Raw genomic sequence first — 13,183 nt, 5'->3', positions numbered from 1 at the left:
TCGCCGCACCATACGACGCGCCTGCCCATCCCCAGCATTGATCCACCCACCCCAGCAAGAGCCATCAGAAACGACCTAGGGGCGTGGTGACGGGGAGGGGCGACGGGAGGGGCCGGGCGCCTGTCCGGCACCCGGCCCGCTCCTCGCGCTGCGCCGGGACTCAGGAGTCCGACTTCGGCGCCGTCTTCTTGGCGGTCGTGGTCTTCTTGGCCGCGGTGGTCTTCTTCGCGCCGCTGGCGGAGCTGGTGCCGGTACCGGTGCTGGAGCTGGTGCCGGAACCGCTGGTGCCGCTCGTGGAACCGGAGCCGCTCGTGGAGCCGGAACCGGAACCGGCCGGGGGCTCGGCCACCTTCACCGGCTCGCGCTCGACGGTGTACTCCTCGGGAGCCACCGTGTCCGCGGCCTCACCGCGCCAGGTCTTCACGGCGCCCCGGCCGCGCTCGGCGTACTCGTCGTACGCCTCACGTGCCTTGACCGCGTACTCGGCGGCGACGCCCACGCCCTGGAGCGCGTAGTGCTGGGCCTGCTCCCGCAGCTTCTTGATGTCGGCGTCGATCGTGCCCAGAACCTCGCTGACCTTGGCCTGCGTCTCCTTGGCCTGCTTGCTGACCTTCGCCTGGACCTCCTTGGGGTCCGTGGCACGCACGGCGGCGATCCGCTCCGGAGCCTCTTCGCGGATCTTGTCGATGACACCGGCGGCGAAGTACAGCGGGGTCGCGTCGGTCAGGTTCTTGCGCAGTTCGTCCGTGTTGGGCATTGAGGGTCCCTCCCTGGTGGGTCGTGCCGCGTGACGCCTGGTGGGGCGCCTGTGTGTGACGTTGTGCCGCTCTGCTGCCGCGCCGCTTCCGCGCCGGCTACGGCTTCCTGGTGTCCCCGGGTCCGGCCTGTTCTGCCGCCGGTTCCCCGGCCTCGTCGCCGGAGGTGTCGTCCTTGCCGTCGGGGCCGTGCCCGTTCTGCTTCCGGAACGACTCGTAGATCTGGAGCAGCGCCTGCTTCTGCTGCTCGTTGATCGACGGATCGGCGAGGATCGCGGCCGGAACGTGCAGCAGGTCCTCGCGATCGCGCTCGTCGAGAATCCCGGCCTGCACATACAGCGTCTCCGCCGATATCCGCAGCGCCTTGGCCAGTTGCTGGAGAATCTCGGCGCTCGGCTTCCGCAGCCCGCGCTCGATCTGGCTGAGATACGGGTTCGACACCCCCGCCGCGTCGGAGAGCTGCCGCAGCGAGAGCTTGGCCTGCCGCCGCTGCTCCCGCAGAAACTCGCCGAGGTTGCCGACGTTCAGGGAAGCCATGCCCCTACAGTGCCTCGCCCTTGCTAACTTTTGCAAGCGCCCGCTTGCAAAAGTGTCCCGTCGCACAACTGGCCGACCTCGGCCCGGCGGCCAGAGGGGCGCACGTCACGGGCGCAGCCCGAGCAGCCGTCCGACTTCCTGGTGCGACATGCCTTCGCCCAAGGCGCCCTCCGCCTCGCGCCGTTCACGCTCGGCGATGGCTTGGGAGTCTTCGAGGTCCTCTATGACCTGGGGCGATACGAGCAGAGCGGCCACGTGGCCGTGGTCGGTGAGGGCGATGGTCTCCCGGCTGTGGGCGGCGCGGTGCACCAGGTCGCCGAGTTCGGAGCGGGCCTTGCCGATGGCGATCTCAGTCATGACCACACGATGACGGAAGATTCATCGCCGCACGGACTTCGGGCGCGTAGCTTCGGCGCATGGCTGATGAGCAGTACGGGGATCCGCGGCTCGCCGTCGTCTATGACGCCGTCGAGGCCGGTCGGCGCGATCTCGACGCGTATCTGCGGGTGGCGGAGGAGCACGGGGCGCGGCGGGTGCTGGACATCGGGTGCGGGACGGGGGTGTTCGCGCTGTTGCTGGCCGGGCGTGGGGTGGAGGTCGTCGGGGTCGATCCCGCGCGGGCCTCTCTCGACGTGGCCCGGCGCAAGCCAGGCGGCGAGCGGGTGCGCTGGGTCCACGGTGATGTGACGGCGCTGCCGCCGGGCCTGGGGGCCGACCTCGCGACGATGACGGGGAACGTCGCCCAGGCCGTCGCCGACCCGTCCGCGTGGCGGCACACGCTGCGCGGGGCCTATGAGGCGCTCCGGCCCGGCGGGCGCCTGGTGTTCGAGACCCGGGTCCCGGCGCGGCGTGCCTGGGAGGGGTGGACCCGTGCGGCCACGTACGGCGTGGCCGAGGTGCCGGGCGTGGGCGCCGTCGAGCACTGGGTGGAGGTGACCGAGGTGGACGGGCCGCTGGTGACGTTCCGCTCGACCTACGTGTTCGACGCCGACGGGCAGGTGCTGACGTCGGACTCGACGCTGCGCTTCCGCGAGCGCGAGGAGGTCGAGGCGGAGCTGACCGCGCACGGGTACGTGGTGGAGGACGTCCGCGACGCGCCCGACCGGCCGGGGCTGGAGTTCGTCTTCCTCGCGCGCAGGCCGGACCCTCGGCAGGGCCGTTGACCTTCACCTTGGGGGAGGCCACAGCATCGGGAGCGCCGGGCGGTGTGCCCGGCACGAGGAGGGCACGAGGAGGGCACGAGGAGGGAGGGGGCGGGCATGGAGCTGCTGACCATCGGCGCTTTCGCCAAGGCGTCCCGGCTCTCGCCGAAGGCGCTGCGTCTCTACGACGAACTCGGGCTGCTGGAGCCCGTCCACGTCGACCCGTCGACCGGCTACCGCCACTACGCCCCCGCGCAGTTGGAGCGCGCCCGGCTGGTGGCCTGGCTCCGGCGCCTGGGGATGCCGCTGGCCCGTATCCGCCAGGTGTGCGTGCTGGCGGAGGGCCCGGAGGCGGGTTCGGACACGGGCTCGGACGCCGGGCCCGGTGCCGCGGCCCAGGAGGTGCGCGCGTACTGGGCGCGCGTCGAGACGGAGACCGCCGCGCGACGGGACCTCGCCGCCTTCCTCGTCGACCACTTGTCCAGGAAGGACACCGCCGTGAACCCGAACAGCCCGAACAGCCCGAACAACCAGGACAGCCCTGGCAACACGCCTCCCATGGAGATCCGCTACGCCGCGCTCTCCGACCCCGGTCTCGTCCGCGAGAGCAACCAGGACACCGCCTACGCGGGCTCCCGGCTGCTCGCCGTCGCCGACGGGTACGGGCCCGCGGGGGCGCCCGCGAGCGCCGCTGCGGTCGAGGCGCTCAAGCGGCTGGAGACGGACGGCGTCCCCGCGGGCGGCCTCCTCAACGCGCTGGAGGACGCCGTCGAGGAGGCGGGCCGCGCCGTGCACGACGCGACGGCGACGGCGACCGCGTCCGGCGGCCGGGGACAGGAGCAGGGGCCCCACGGGGCGGGCACGACGCTGACCGCCATGCTCTGGACCGGCTCCCAGCTGGCCCTCGTCCACATCGGGGACACCCGTGCCCATCTGCTGCGGGACGGGGAGCTGTTCCAGATCACCCACGACCACACCCTCGTGCAGGCGATGGCCGACGAGGGCCGCATCAGCGCGGACGAGGCCGCGTCGCACCCGCAGCGGGCGCTGCTGGCCCGCGCCCTGGCCCGGGACGCGGACTCCACCCCTGACCTGCGCCTGCACGAGGCGCGGCCCGGCGACCGCTATCTGCTCTGCTCCGACGGGCTGTCAGCCGTCGTCCCGGCGGACGAGATCCGCCGGGTGGTCACGACGGTCAGGGACCCCGGCGCCGCGGTGCGCGAACTCGTCGCGCTGGCCCGCGACTCCGGTGGCCCCGACAACGTGAGCTGCGTGGTCGCCGACGTACGGGAGCGGAGCGCGGCGGAGACGTCGGCCGGGTGACGTGGTGTGGCGTAGCGTGGCGTGGCGTGACGTGATCCGCCTGGTGCCGGAGCCCCCGGGTTCCGGAGCCCCCGGGCCCCCGGTGGGTCACTCCGCGCCGAAAAGCTCCAGCAGCTCCCGCTTCTCGAACATCCGGGCCGTGTCCACCGCGGACGGCTGCCCCTCGCGCGGATCGGCGCCGCCCGCGAGGAGCGCCCGTACGACCTCGTCCTCGCCCTTGAAGACCGCGCCCGCGAGCGGGGTCTGGCCCCGGTCGTTGGCGCGGTTCGCGTCGGCGCCCCGGGCCAGCAGCGCGCTCACGGTCGCGGCGTGGCCGTGGTAGGCGGCGAGCATGATGAGGGAGTCGCCCTTGTCGTTGGTGAGGTTCGCGGGGACGCCCGCGTCGACGTAGGCGGCGACCGTGTCGGTGTCGCCGTGCCGCGCCAGGTCGAAGATCTTCTGGGCCAGCTCCAGCACCTCGGGGTCGTGCGCGGGCTCGTTCGTCTCGGGGGTGGGGGCGTCGGTCATCGCTGATCGTCCTCCTCGTGTGCGAGGTTGCTCGGTCGCGTGGAGCGCGTGGAGCGCGTGGAGCGCGCGGAACGCGGGTGCGCGGGGTGCGCCGACCACCTTACGTACGGTGCACCGCGTGCCCACGTCTGCGAACCGCACCCCGGCCCACCGCACCCCGCCCCACCTCACACGTGCGCGCCTGGATCGACGCACTTCAGCACGTCCCGCAGCGAGTCCACCATGTCCTCCGCCTCCAGGCCCGCGGCGCGCAGCGCCGCCGCCTTGCGCTCGTTGCGCCCGTAGCCGAGGAAGGCCACCCCGGCGGCGCGGGCCGCCGCCAGGTCGCGCGGCGCGTCGCCGATCATCAGCGCGTCACCGGGCGCCGTGCCCGTCGACTCCAGCGCCCGCACGAGGCAGTCCGGATCCGGCTTCAGCCGCAGCCCGGCGTCCGCGCAGCGCCCGTGGACGTGCCCGGCGAACAGCGCGCCGGTCAGCCGCGTCTCCAGATAGCGCTCCACCGCCTGCTGCGCGTTGTTGGTGGCGACGGCCAGCCGCCTGCCCGTCGAGCTGAGCGTGCGCACGAGGCTGTCGGCGTACGGGGTCGGATACGCGTGCGACGCGGCCCGCACCTCCTCGCGGGTCAGCGCGCGCTCGACGGCGTGCGCCGTGCCGTCGGCGACGGAGGCGGGGTCGGCGAAGGCCCGCTGGAGGATGACGTAGGGGTCCTCGACGCCGGAGAAGGGGGTGTCCGAGGAGAGGGAGCCGTTTCCGGGGTGGGCCGCCGGGATCAGTTCGCGCAGGCGGTCCGCGACACCGGGCGCGTGGAAGCGGTGGAACAGGTGGCAGAGGGGGCCGTCGAAGTCGAAGATCACGCACTTCGCGGGGCCGATGAGATCACGCATCGCGTTCCTCGGTTAGCCGACAGGGGGTACAACTATCTGCTGGCGCGGGGCTCACGTACAGGACGCGGGCGACACCCCGCCAACGCCCCGCCGACCACACGCCTAGTTGGCGGGGAACGGCTCGGAGATGTGGTCCCACAGGGAGTTGAACCACTGCTGCGAGTCCTTGACGAAGCTCGCCTCCTGCTCGTCGCGGCAGTCGGGACCGGCCGACGAGCGGTACAGGTTCGCGTCGATGCCGAGCACGTCGAAGATGTCGAGCTGCTCGCCCTGGTGCGTGACCTGCTGTTCCAGCACGCGGTAGTAGCCCATCAGCGCCTCGGTGCGGTTGAGCAGATAGAGCTTGTGCAGCGGTGTGGCGGCCACGGTCCGTATCTCGCACGACACCTCGGCGATGTGCCCGCGGTCCCGCAGCCCCTCCAGGCTCAGCCTGAGCGCGTTCGTCCAGGTGCGCTGCAACTCGTGCAGGCGTTCCACGACCCGTGGGTCGTCCGGGTCGTCGATGAGGCGGGGGATGGCGAGGCGGGCCGTCGGGCTCGGGACGATGACGCGGACCGTGACCGACTCCGGCGTCAGCTCGCGGTCGAAGACGCCCAGGCGTGCGCCCGAGAGCGCGCTGTTGAACGTCTCCGTGGTGAGCGAGAACGAGTCAATCGTGACGTGCTTGGCGCGGAATGCCTCGTACAGGCGTTCGGACAGCTCCGTGCCCGAGGTCTGCGGGGCCTCGGACTGCGTGGCGGGCACGGCTACGGTCGGTGGCGCGCCGCGCCCCGTGTCCGTCAGGAAGCCCTCGCGCTTGAGGGTCTCCAGTGCCTGCCGTACGACGGTGCGGTTGACGTCGAACTCGCTGACCAGGTGCTTCTGGGTGGGAAGGCGGGTGCCCTCGGTCAGATCGCCCGCCCTGATGCGCTCACGGAGGGTGGCGGCGACCACTTCGTGGGGCGGCCTGCCATTCGGTGGGGCGCTCTTCTCTGTCACACGTACGACGTTACAACTTCCGGACAATGCCGCAGAGTTGTTCGCCAACAGTTTTTAAGTTGTCACCAACTGGGAATGTTGGTAAGTGAGTTGGAGACAACCGGATCGAGATGGTGACCAAGTCCGCCAAGCGATCCCACGGTAAGGGCGTCCTTCCCTCCGCTCCCCGCCCGTCCGACGGCGTATGGGCCGGCCTCCGCACCGCTCGCACCTTCACCGCGTCTTCCGCGTCTTCCGCGCCTTCCGAAGGAGGGGAACGCCATGCCTCTGTTCGCTCTCGCTCTCGCCGCCGTCATCGTCGGATTCGAGCAGCTCATCGAGTGGCACTTCGGGGTTGTCGGGGTCATCGGGCTCTGCCTGCTGACCATCGGTGTGAAGGCCAGGAACGTGACGTGCAGCTGCGTCGGCGCGGTCGTGCTGACGATGCTGCTCGTCTGACCGGGCCGTCCTCACCCGCCCCCGGAGGGGAGGGGCGGGCGAGGGCAGCTCGATCTCCGCACCCTCAGAACACGTCCGGGCACCACGGCCGCCTGGCCGTGCGGAACAGGACGTCGGCCGTCGTCGCGGCGCCCTCCCCGTGCTCCTCGACGCGGTCCAGAGCCACGAGCCGGGTCGCGGACTCGTCGCCCAGATACAGCGTGCCCAGCTCGCCGATCTCCATCGAGAGGTCGGCGTCCTCGCGCGTCTCCACGCACTTCGCGCCCTCGGGCCCCGCCTCCAGCCGGTACCGGCCGCCGGCGAGCCCCGCCTCGTCGCGCAGGTCCAGCACCAGCGTGCCGGTGACGGGGTAGGAGCGCGCCTCCAGCATCGCGGGCACGTCCAGGGGGCGCAGCCACAGGAAGTCGGACCTGGCCTTGATGCGGGCCGCGCGGGGGTCGGGGACGAGGAGGGGGAGGATGTCGTCGGGGGCGCGCAGGCCCGTACGGACGCGGGAGACCCAGTCCATGGACAGCAGGAAGAGCCACAGGGCCCGCTCGGCGGCCGGGGTCGTCCCGAACAGCGAGAGCACCGTGGCCGTCTCCTCCGGGAGCTTGGCCTCCCAGTGGTCGTCGACGGTGTACGCGGCGAGGCCCTGCGGCACGCCGTCCGCGTCGCGGTACAGGGCGTGGAAACGGGGCGTGAAGCCGTCGCCGTCGAAGCGGTCGAGGCCCGTGTGCCGCCGCCACCACGACGTCCCGCGCTCGATGACGCCCTGCCGGTGCGGCTGGGCGCGGAACCTGTCGTACAGCTCGGGCGCGACGCGGCGCACCTCCTCGCCGTCCACGAGATCGACGCGTCCGCCGTCGGCAGGGCCCGAGTAGCGGGGATCGAGCCCTGTACGGGCCGTCTCCACCTCGTACTCGACGCACCAGGCGGCGGGACCGAAGCCGTAGCGTCCGTATATCGGATACTCGGCGGAGGTCAGCGAGGCCAGCACCTCGCCGCGCTCCTTCGCCGCGCGAAGCTCCCGCGCCATCATCCGCGTGAGCAGCCCGCGGCGCCTGTGCGTGGCGGCGACGGTGACGTTGCTGACGGCGCACGCGTTCACACGCGCGCCGCCCGGGACGGTCAGCTCCTGCGGGAAGCTGCGGAACGTCGCGACGCAGCGCCGCCCCCCGCCGTGCCCCTCGCCGTGCGCGTCGCCGTGCGCGTCGCCGTACGTGTCGTCGTACGCGCCCACGGTCCGCGTGAGGTCGGCGTCCGCGCGCCTGACCGTCACCTCCTCGGGCGAGATGTCCGGCACCCGCAGAAAGCCGGTGGCGACGGCGCGCAGCCAGTCGGGGAACTCGTCGGGGGCGGCGGCAAGGGTGCGGATGTCCAAGGTCATGGCCGTCACGCTAAGCGGGGCGTTCCGGGCCGCGCACCGGGTTTTCCCCGGCCTCGAAAGGGCCGGCCCCTCCTCAGAACGCCGCCCTGACCTCGCCGACCGTCGCGCCGCCGCCCAGCAGCGGCGCCTCGGCGATACGGGCCACCACGGGCGCCTCGACGCCGCAGCGCGCGAGGGCACGGGCGAGGACGGGGCCCAGGGCGCGCGCTCCGCCGTCGTCGAGCTTGAAGGCGAGGGCACGCCCGTCGGGCAGCGCCACCGCCTGGACCGCCTCGGCGCCCATCTTCGAGACCGTGCCCGGCAGTTCGCGCATCAGCCAGGTGTCGTGGCGGCGGGTCCCCGCCACGTACTCGGGGTGCGCGCGCATGGCCTCGGCGACCCGGCCCTCGGGCGTCGTCGACGGGGCCAGCGCGAGGGCGCGGAACGCGCGGGCCAGGCCCGTCAGCGAGACCGCCATCAGCGGGGCGCCGCAGCCGTCGGTGCCCGTGTGCGCGACGGGCTCGCCCGCCAGCGACTCCAGGCTGTCGCGCACGAGGCGCTGGAGGGGGTGCTCGGGGGAGAGGTAGCTGTCCAGGGGCCAGCCGTTGGCGCGGCAGGCGGCGAGCATGGCGGTGTGCTTGCCCGAGCAGTTCATGGTCGTACGGGCGCGGGCGTGCCCTGCGGCGAGGTACAGCTCCGCCTCCTCGCGGTCGAGGGGCAGATCGGCCGGGCAGCCGAGGTCCGTCTCGGCCAGGCCGTGCTCGGCCAGCATCTCGCGGACCAGGTCCAGGTGGAAGGACTCCCCCGAGTGGCTCGCCGCCGCCAGCGCCAGCCGCTCGCCTGAGAGGTCGAGACCGGCGCGGAGCACGGCCGTGGCCTGGAACGGCTTGTTCGACGACCGGGGGTAGACCGGGCTCGCTACGTCGCCCAGCGACCAGTCGACGGTGCCGTCTGCCGCGAGCACGACCAGCGAGCCGCGGTGGTGGCCCTCGACGAAGCCCGAGCGGACGATCTCGGCGAGCACCGGCGGAGCCGCTGCGGCCCGGCCGTCGTGCGCTGCGGATATGACGGGGGTGGCGGTGGACATCGGGGCGGCCTTCCCTTGACACCCCCTGCGCGGCGGCTGTCCCTTCGCGGGTGGGGGCTGTGGTGCGGGTGGTGTACGTGTACGTCACCCTCACGGTAACCGCCCCCTATGTCCCCTTCCCAACGGGGCGAGGGCCTCCCGGTTTCAGGAGAGCAGGTCGTCGACCTGGGCCTCGCCCTCGCGGTAGCGGCGGGCGATCTCCGCGCTGCACCCGTCGGCGGTCTGCTGCAACGACTGCCGCCGCCCGGAGACCCGCTGCTCGTACCGCACGAGCCGCCCCATCGCGTCCCGCAGCTCGTCGTCCGTCCGCGCCGCGAGATCGCTCAGCTCGACCTCGGCCAGCATCTCCTCGGCCAGCAGCCGGTACTCCTCGCTGTACGGGGTCCCCAGGGTCACGTGGCGCGCGGAGGAGCGGTGGGTGGACGGGCTGTCGGTCAGGATCTCCGGCAGCAGGTCGATCAGCGGGGAACTGGGCGACGTACGCAGCGCCAGCTCGGCCCGCAGGATGTCGATGCGCCCCTGGAGCAGGCGCCTGACGTAGCTGAGGTCCGCCTCCTCGCGCTGCGCGCCCTTGCGCAGCGTCCGCAGCTCGGGCAGGCGCAGCGCGTGCAGGTCCGGCTGGCCCGGGTCGCGCAGCGCGTCGTACGGTTCGCCGCCGTGCTGCGGTGCCGGGTGCAGCAGTGCCGCGACGCGGGAACCGGCGCCGGAGCCGAAGCCGGAGGTCGTGCCGGACGCCGGTACGGGTACCTGGCCAGGTGCTTGCCCCGGTACCTGCCCCGGTACCTGGCTGCCGGGCCCGGCCCCCGCCGCGTCGGCCTCCGGCGCACCGGCTTCCGGCGCCTCGCCGCCGGGCCCGGCCACCGGCCCGGACCCGTCCCGCTTCGAGACGGCGGCCCTGCTCGTACGGGCGCCCGGAACGCCGCCGGGCGTCCTCCCGGCTCCGGTTGTATTCATGGGTTGTTGTCCCCTCGTCCCCTTTTGCCGCGGTAACAGTGTTACGCACCGCGTGTGCGCATCGTGCCACTCTGGGAGGCTCCCGCGCAGCGGATCGGCACCCATCCGGCGGCCCCCGTAATGGCCAGGGAACGGCCCTTGCGGGGCTTCGCGGCGGGCACGGCATGATGGCCGTATGCGAGCTGTGGTGCAGAGGGTGAACGGCGCGAGCGTCGTCGTGGACGGCGAGACCGTCGGCGAGATCGTCGGCGAGGGACTGTGTGTGCTGGTCGGGGTCACGCACGACGACACGGCGGCCAAAGCGGCGCAACTCGCCCGCAAGCTGTGGTCGGTGCGGATCCTGGAGGGCGAGAAGTCGTGCTCGGATCTCGGGGCACCGCTGCTCGTGATCAGCCAGTTCACTCTCTACGGTGACGCCCGGAAGGGCCGCCGCCCCACGTGGAACGCGGCGGCGCCTGGACCCGTCGCCGAGCCGCTCGTCGACGAAGTGGTCGCGCAGCTTCGCGCCTTGGGCGCGGAAGTGGCGACGGGCCGGTTCGGAGCGGACATGAAGGTCACGCTCACGAACGACGGCCCGTTCACGGTGCTGGTGGAGGTCTAGCCCCGGCTTCGGTTCGCGGCCCCCTGGGGGCTACGGCGCGACGACGACCTCCTGCGCCGCCGCCGTCGCGTCCTCGCCCGCGATCAGCGGCGCGTCCACCGGCACGTTCCGCTTCACCAGGGCCAGCGCGATCGGGCCCAGCTCGTGGTGGCGGGCCGAGGTGGTGACGAAGCCGACGGGGCGGCCCTCCGGGCCGTCCTCCGCGCGGCGGACGGGATCGCCGTGCACGGGGATCCGGACCTCGCTGCCGTCCAGGTGCAGGAAGACGAGGCGGCGCGGCGGCTTCCCCAGGTTGTTGACGCGCGCCACGGTCTCCTGGCCGCGATAGCAGCCCTTGTCGAGGTGCACGGCCGTCTCCAGCCAGCCCAGCTCGTGCGGGATGGTGCGGTGGTCGGTCTCCATGCCGAGCCGTGGCCTGTGGTCCTCGACGCGCAGCGCCTCGTACGCCAGGACGCCGATGGCCGGGGCCGCCGCGTCGGCGAAGGACTTGAGGGAGGTGCGGGGGAGGAACAGGTCCCGGCCGTGCGGAGTCTCGCGGACGACCGTGCCCTCGGGCGGCTGCACGATGGAGCCAGCGGGGAGGTGCACGACCGCGTACTCCTCGGTGCGGTCGGCGATCTCGACGCGGTAGAAGAACCGCATGCTCTCCAGGTAGGCGATCAGATCGGCCTGGGTACCTGGCTCGGTGTGGCACCACACCGTCTCGCCGTCGTCGACGAGATAGAGCGCGTGCTCGACGTGCCCGTTGGCGGAGAGGACCAGCGCCTCCGTCGCACGGCCCGGGGGCAGCTCGCTGACGTGCTGGGTCAGCAGCAGGTGCAGCCAGGAGAGGCGGTCCTCGCCGGAGACGGCGAGCACGCCGCGGTGGGAGAGATCGACGAACCCGGTGCCGTCGGCGAGCGCGCGCTGTTCCCGGAAGAGGTCGCCGTAGTGCGCGGCGACGCCCTCGTCCGGGCCCTCGGCCGCGACGGCGCCCGGGAGGCTGAGGAGCGGGCTGTTGAAGGACATACCGTCAGCCTACGACGGCACGGCGACGAACGGCTCCCGCGCCCTCGCGCTCCCGTCGGCCGGGGCTACTTCTCGCCCCGGCCGCCTTCGCCTTCGTCCTCGTCCGAAGACGCCGCCGCGCACTTCCCGCACCGTCCGAAGATCGCGAAGTGTTTCATGTCCGTCTCGAAGCCGAATTTCTCGCGCAACTGGTCCGTGAAGGGCGCGGCCACGGACAGATCGGCCTCGATCACGTCCGTGCAGTCCCGGCAGACCAGGTGCATGTGATGGTGGCGGTCGGCGAGGTGGTACGTGGGTGCCCCGTGCCCGAGGTGGGCGTGGGAGACCAGGCCCAGCTCCTCCAGCAGTTCAAGGGTGCGGTAGACGGTGGAGATGTTCACGCCGCCCGCCGTGCGCCGCACCTCGGCGAGGATGTCGTCCGGCGTCGAGTGCTCCAGCTTGTCCACGGCCTCCAGCACGAGCTGGCGCTGCGGGGTCAGCCGGTACCCGCGCGCGCGGAGGTCGCTCTGCCAGTTGGTGGTTACCACACGCCCAGTGTAGGAGGTCGGCCGCTCACCTCTTCACGCTCCGCAGATACGTGGCCAGCCTGGCGATCGCGTCGGGGTTGCGGGGGCTCTCGACCAGGTCGGCGTAGTCCAGGGTGAAGACGCGGTCGTTCTTGATCGCGGAGACGTTGCGGAGCGGCGCGTAGGACTTCAGGAACTTCTCCTTCTGGGCCGCGCTGGTGTCCCCGTAGTCGTTGATCACGATGACCTCAGGGTCGCGCTGGACGACTGTCTCCCAGCCGACCGTCGTCCATGTGTCGTCGAGGTCCTTCATCACGTGGTCGCCGCCCGCCTTGGTGATGATGTCGTGCGGGCCCGCGTAGCGGCCCGAGGTCAGCGGCTTGTCGCGGCCGTCGTCGTAGAGGAAGACGCGGGGCCGGTCCGCGCCCTTCGGGGCCTTGTCGCGGGCCTCCGCGACCTGCGCGGAGAAGCGGGCGACGAGGGCCTCGGCGCGCTTCTCGACGCCGAAGAGCTTCCCGAGGTTGCGCAGGTCGGTGTAGAGGGCCTCCAGCGGTGGCATCACCCCGCGCGCCTTGCTGCCGCTTCCGCCGCTGCCGCCGCCCTCGTGGCCGTTGCGGCAGGACTCGGTGAGCAGATACGAGTCGACGCCCAGCTTCTTGAGCCGGGCCGGGGTGAAGCCGTCGCCCTCGTTGAAGCCGTAGCCCCAGCCGGCGAAGACCAGGTCGGCCTTGGCGTCGAGGACCAGCTCCTGGCTGAGCTGCTTCTTGGAGAGCCACTTCGTCTTCTTGTAGCCGTCCTTCCAGGGGACGGCGCCGAGGTCGCCCTTGTCGTCCGGCATGGCGTAGCCCGCCATCCGGTCCGCGAGGCCGAGCGCGAACATGATCTCGGTGATGCCGACGTCGTTGGTGACCACGCGCTCCGGCGGCCGGTCGAAGGTGACCTTCTCGCCGCAGTTGGTGAGGGTGACGGGCTTGCCGCGCCCGCCCGCCTCGTCGTCCGCGGAGTTCTCGGCGATCTTCGCCCCGCAGCCGGAGGCGGTGATGGTGACCAGGGTGACGAGAGCGAGAGCGGCTGTTGTCTGCTGACGCGAGGAGTGCAGAGGACGCATGGGGCGC

The 13,183-nt window shown here is 72.4% G+C and carries 16 protein-coding genes; 4 read left to right on the top strand and 12 right to left on the bottom strand.

Features of this window, described 5'->3' with window-relative positions; translation table 11 throughout:
* Nucleotides 1–160: 160 nt before the first annotated feature.
* From ACYVOO_RS06185 to ACYVOO_RS06175, 3 genes are all read right to left on the bottom strand, one after another.
* On the bottom strand, nt 161–757 hold the full coding sequence (locus tag ACYVOO_RS06185) for a hypothetical protein (protein WP_461014621.1): 597 nt from the start codon (nt 755–757) through the stop codon (nt 161–163).
* A gap of 97 nt (nt 758–854) precedes the next feature.
* A complete protein-coding gene (locus tag ACYVOO_RS06180; RefSeq protein ID WP_461014620.1) occupies nt 855–1,292 on the bottom strand; it encodes a helix-turn-helix domain-containing protein in 438 nt (145 codons plus the stop codon).
* Between the two features lie 105 nt (nt 1,293–1,397).
* Nucleotides 1,398–1,649 carry a type II toxin-antitoxin system prevent-host-death family antitoxin gene (locus tag ACYVOO_RS06175; protein WP_461014619.1) on the bottom strand — a complete coding sequence of 84 codons (252 nt, stop codon included), beginning with the start codon at nt 1,647–1,649 and terminating at the stop codon, nt 1,398–1,400.
* Nucleotides 1,650–1,708: 59 nt separating this feature from the next.
* Between ACYVOO_RS06175 and ACYVOO_RS06170 the strand changes: the two genes are divergently transcribed.
* Nucleotides 1,709–2,455, top strand: coding sequence for a class I SAM-dependent methyltransferase (locus ACYVOO_RS06170; protein WP_461014618.1), 747 nt, complete (start codon nt 1,709–1,711; stop codon nt 2,453–2,455).
* 96 nt (nt 2,456–2,551) lie between these two features.
* Nucleotides 2,552–3,757, top strand: coding sequence for a MerR family transcriptional regulator (locus ACYVOO_RS06165; protein ID WP_461014617.1), 1,206 nt, complete (start codon nt 2,552–2,554; stop codon nt 3,755–3,757).
* A gap of 87 nt (nt 3,758–3,844) precedes the next feature.
* Here ACYVOO_RS06165 and ACYVOO_RS06160 read toward each other — a convergent pair whose 3' ends face one another.
* The 3 genes from ACYVOO_RS06160 to ACYVOO_RS06150 all read right to left on the bottom strand — a co-directional run bounded on the left by ACYVOO_RS06160 (nt 3,845) and on the right by ACYVOO_RS06150 (nt 6,126).
* Nucleotides 3,845–4,264 (bottom strand): ankyrin repeat domain-containing protein, encoded by a 420-nt coding sequence (locus tag ACYVOO_RS06160; RefSeq protein ID WP_453348986.1) that lies wholly within the window; start codon nt 4,262–4,264, stop codon nt 3,845–3,847.
* 167 nt (nt 4,265–4,431) lie between these two features.
* Complete coding sequence (locus ACYVOO_RS06155; RefSeq protein WP_461014616.1) at nt 4,432–5,148, bottom strand: HAD family hydrolase; 717 nt, start codon at nt 5,146–5,148, stop codon at nt 4,432–4,434.
* Nucleotides 5,149–5,250: 102 nt separating this feature from the next.
* The gene (locus tag ACYVOO_RS06150; protein WP_461014615.1) at nt 5,251–6,126 is read right to left on the bottom strand and encodes a winged helix-turn-helix domain-containing protein; all 876 of its coding nucleotides are present in this window, start codon (nt 6,124–6,126) and stop codon (nt 5,251–5,253) included.
* 261 nt (nt 6,127–6,387) lie between these two features.
* Between ACYVOO_RS06150 and ACYVOO_RS06145 the strand changes: the two genes are divergently transcribed.
* Entirely contained in the window at nt 6,388–6,564 is a 177-nt protein-coding gene (locus tag ACYVOO_RS06145) for a hypothetical protein (protein WP_461014614.1), read from the top strand.
* A gap of 64 nt (nt 6,565–6,628) precedes the next feature.
* Here ACYVOO_RS06145 and ACYVOO_RS06140 read toward each other — a convergent pair whose 3' ends face one another.
* The 3 genes from ACYVOO_RS06140 to ACYVOO_RS06130 all read right to left on the bottom strand — a co-directional run bounded on the left by ACYVOO_RS06140 (nt 6,629) and on the right by ACYVOO_RS06130 (nt 9,635).
* Complete coding sequence (locus ACYVOO_RS06140; protein ID WP_461014613.1) at nt 6,629–7,933, bottom strand: GNAT family N-acetyltransferase; 1,305 nt, start codon at nt 7,931–7,933, stop codon at nt 6,629–6,631.
* Between the two features lie 73 nt (nt 7,934–8,006).
* Entirely contained in the window at nt 8,007–8,999 is a 993-nt protein-coding gene (locus ACYVOO_RS06135; protein ID WP_461014612.1) for an asparaginase, read from the bottom strand.
* Between the two features lie 144 nt (nt 9,000–9,143).
* The gene (locus ACYVOO_RS06130; RefSeq protein WP_461014622.1) at nt 9,144–9,635 is read right to left on the bottom strand and encodes an RsiG family protein; all 492 of its coding nucleotides are present in this window, start codon (nt 9,633–9,635) and stop codon (nt 9,144–9,146) included.
* 493 nt (nt 9,636–10,128) lie between these two features.
* On the opposite strand from ACYVOO_RS06130, the gene dtd reads away from it, so the two are divergent.
* Nucleotides 10,129–10,554, top strand: coding sequence for a D-aminoacyl-tRNA deacylase (gene dtd / locus ACYVOO_RS06125; protein WP_461014611.1), 426 nt, complete (start codon nt 10,129–10,131; stop codon nt 10,552–10,554).
* A 30-nt stretch (nt 10,555–10,584) separates the two neighbouring features.
* On the opposite strand, the gene ygfZ is transcribed toward dtd, so the two are convergent.
* The 3 genes from ygfZ to ACYVOO_RS06110 all read right to left on the bottom strand — a co-directional run bounded on the left by ygfZ (nt 10,585) and on the right by ACYVOO_RS06110 (nt 13,176).
* Nucleotides 10,585–11,562 (bottom strand): CAF17-like 4Fe-4S cluster assembly/insertion protein YgfZ, encoded by a 978-nt coding sequence (ygfZ, locus tag ACYVOO_RS06120; protein ID WP_461014610.1) that lies wholly within the window; start codon nt 11,560–11,562, stop codon nt 10,585–10,587.
* A gap of 65 nt (nt 11,563–11,627) precedes the next feature.
* Complete coding sequence (locus ACYVOO_RS06115; protein WP_461014609.1) at nt 11,628–12,089, bottom strand: Fur family transcriptional regulator; 462 nt, start codon at nt 12,087–12,089, stop codon at nt 11,628–11,630.
* Between the two features lie 25 nt (nt 12,090–12,114).
* Nucleotides 12,115–13,176, bottom strand: a complete 1,062-nt coding sequence (locus ACYVOO_RS06110; RefSeq protein WP_461014608.1) for an ABC transporter substrate-binding protein — start codon at nt 13,174–13,176, stop codon at nt 12,115–12,117.
* Nucleotides 13,177–13,183: the final 7 nt, after the last annotated feature.

This window comes from Streptomyces daliensis, assembly GCF_054782395.1.
This window is presented reverse-complemented; position numbering and strand designations above follow the sequence as displayed.

Coding starts and splice junctions, on each gene's coding strand:
- dtd (WP_461014611.1), top strand. CDS start 10,129: ATGCGAGCTGTGGTGCAGAGGGTGAACGGCGCGAGCGTCGTCGTGGAC.
- ACYVOO_RS06175 (WP_461014619.1), bottom strand. CDS start 1,649: ATGACTGAGATCGCCATCGGCAAGGCCCGCTCCGAACTCGGCGACCTG.
- ACYVOO_RS06185 (WP_461014621.1), bottom strand. CDS start 757: ATGCCCAACACGGACGAACTGCGCAAGAACCTGACCGACGCGACCCCG.
- ACYVOO_RS06135 (WP_461014612.1), bottom strand. CDS start 8,999: ATGTCCACCGCCACCCCCGTCATATCCGCAGCGCACGACGGCCGGGCC.
- ACYVOO_RS06110 (WP_461014608.1), bottom strand. CDS start 13,176: ATGCGTCCTCTGCACTCCTCGCGTCAGCAGACAACAGCCGCTCTCGCT.
- ACYVOO_RS06180 (WP_461014620.1), bottom strand. CDS start 1,292: ATGGCTTCCCTGAACGTCGGCAACCTCGGCGAGTTTCTGCGGGAGCAG.
- ACYVOO_RS06160 (WP_453348986.1), bottom strand. CDS start 4,264: ATGACCGACGCCCCCACCCCCGAGACGAACGAGCCCGCGCACGACCCC.
- ACYVOO_RS06155 (WP_461014616.1), bottom strand. CDS start 5,148: ATGCGTGATCTCATCGGCCCCGCGAAGTGCGTGATCTTCGACTTCGAC.
- ACYVOO_RS06145 (WP_461014614.1), top strand. CDS start 6,388: ATGCCTCTGTTCGCTCTCGCTCTCGCCGCCGTCATCGTCGGATTCGAG.
- ACYVOO_RS06165 (WP_461014617.1), top strand. CDS start 2,552: ATGGAGCTGCTGACCATCGGCGCTTTCGCCAAGGCGTCCCGGCTCTCG.
- ACYVOO_RS06140 (WP_461014613.1), bottom strand. CDS start 7,933: ATGACCTTGGACATCCGCACCCTTGCCGCCGCCCCCGACGAGTTCCCC.
- ygfZ (WP_461014610.1), bottom strand. CDS start 11,562: ATGTCCTTCAACAGCCCGCTCCTCAGCCTCCCGGGCGCCGTCGCGGCC.
- ACYVOO_RS06170 (WP_461014618.1), top strand. CDS start 1,709: ATGGCTGATGAGCAGTACGGGGATCCGCGGCTCGCCGTCGTCTATGAC.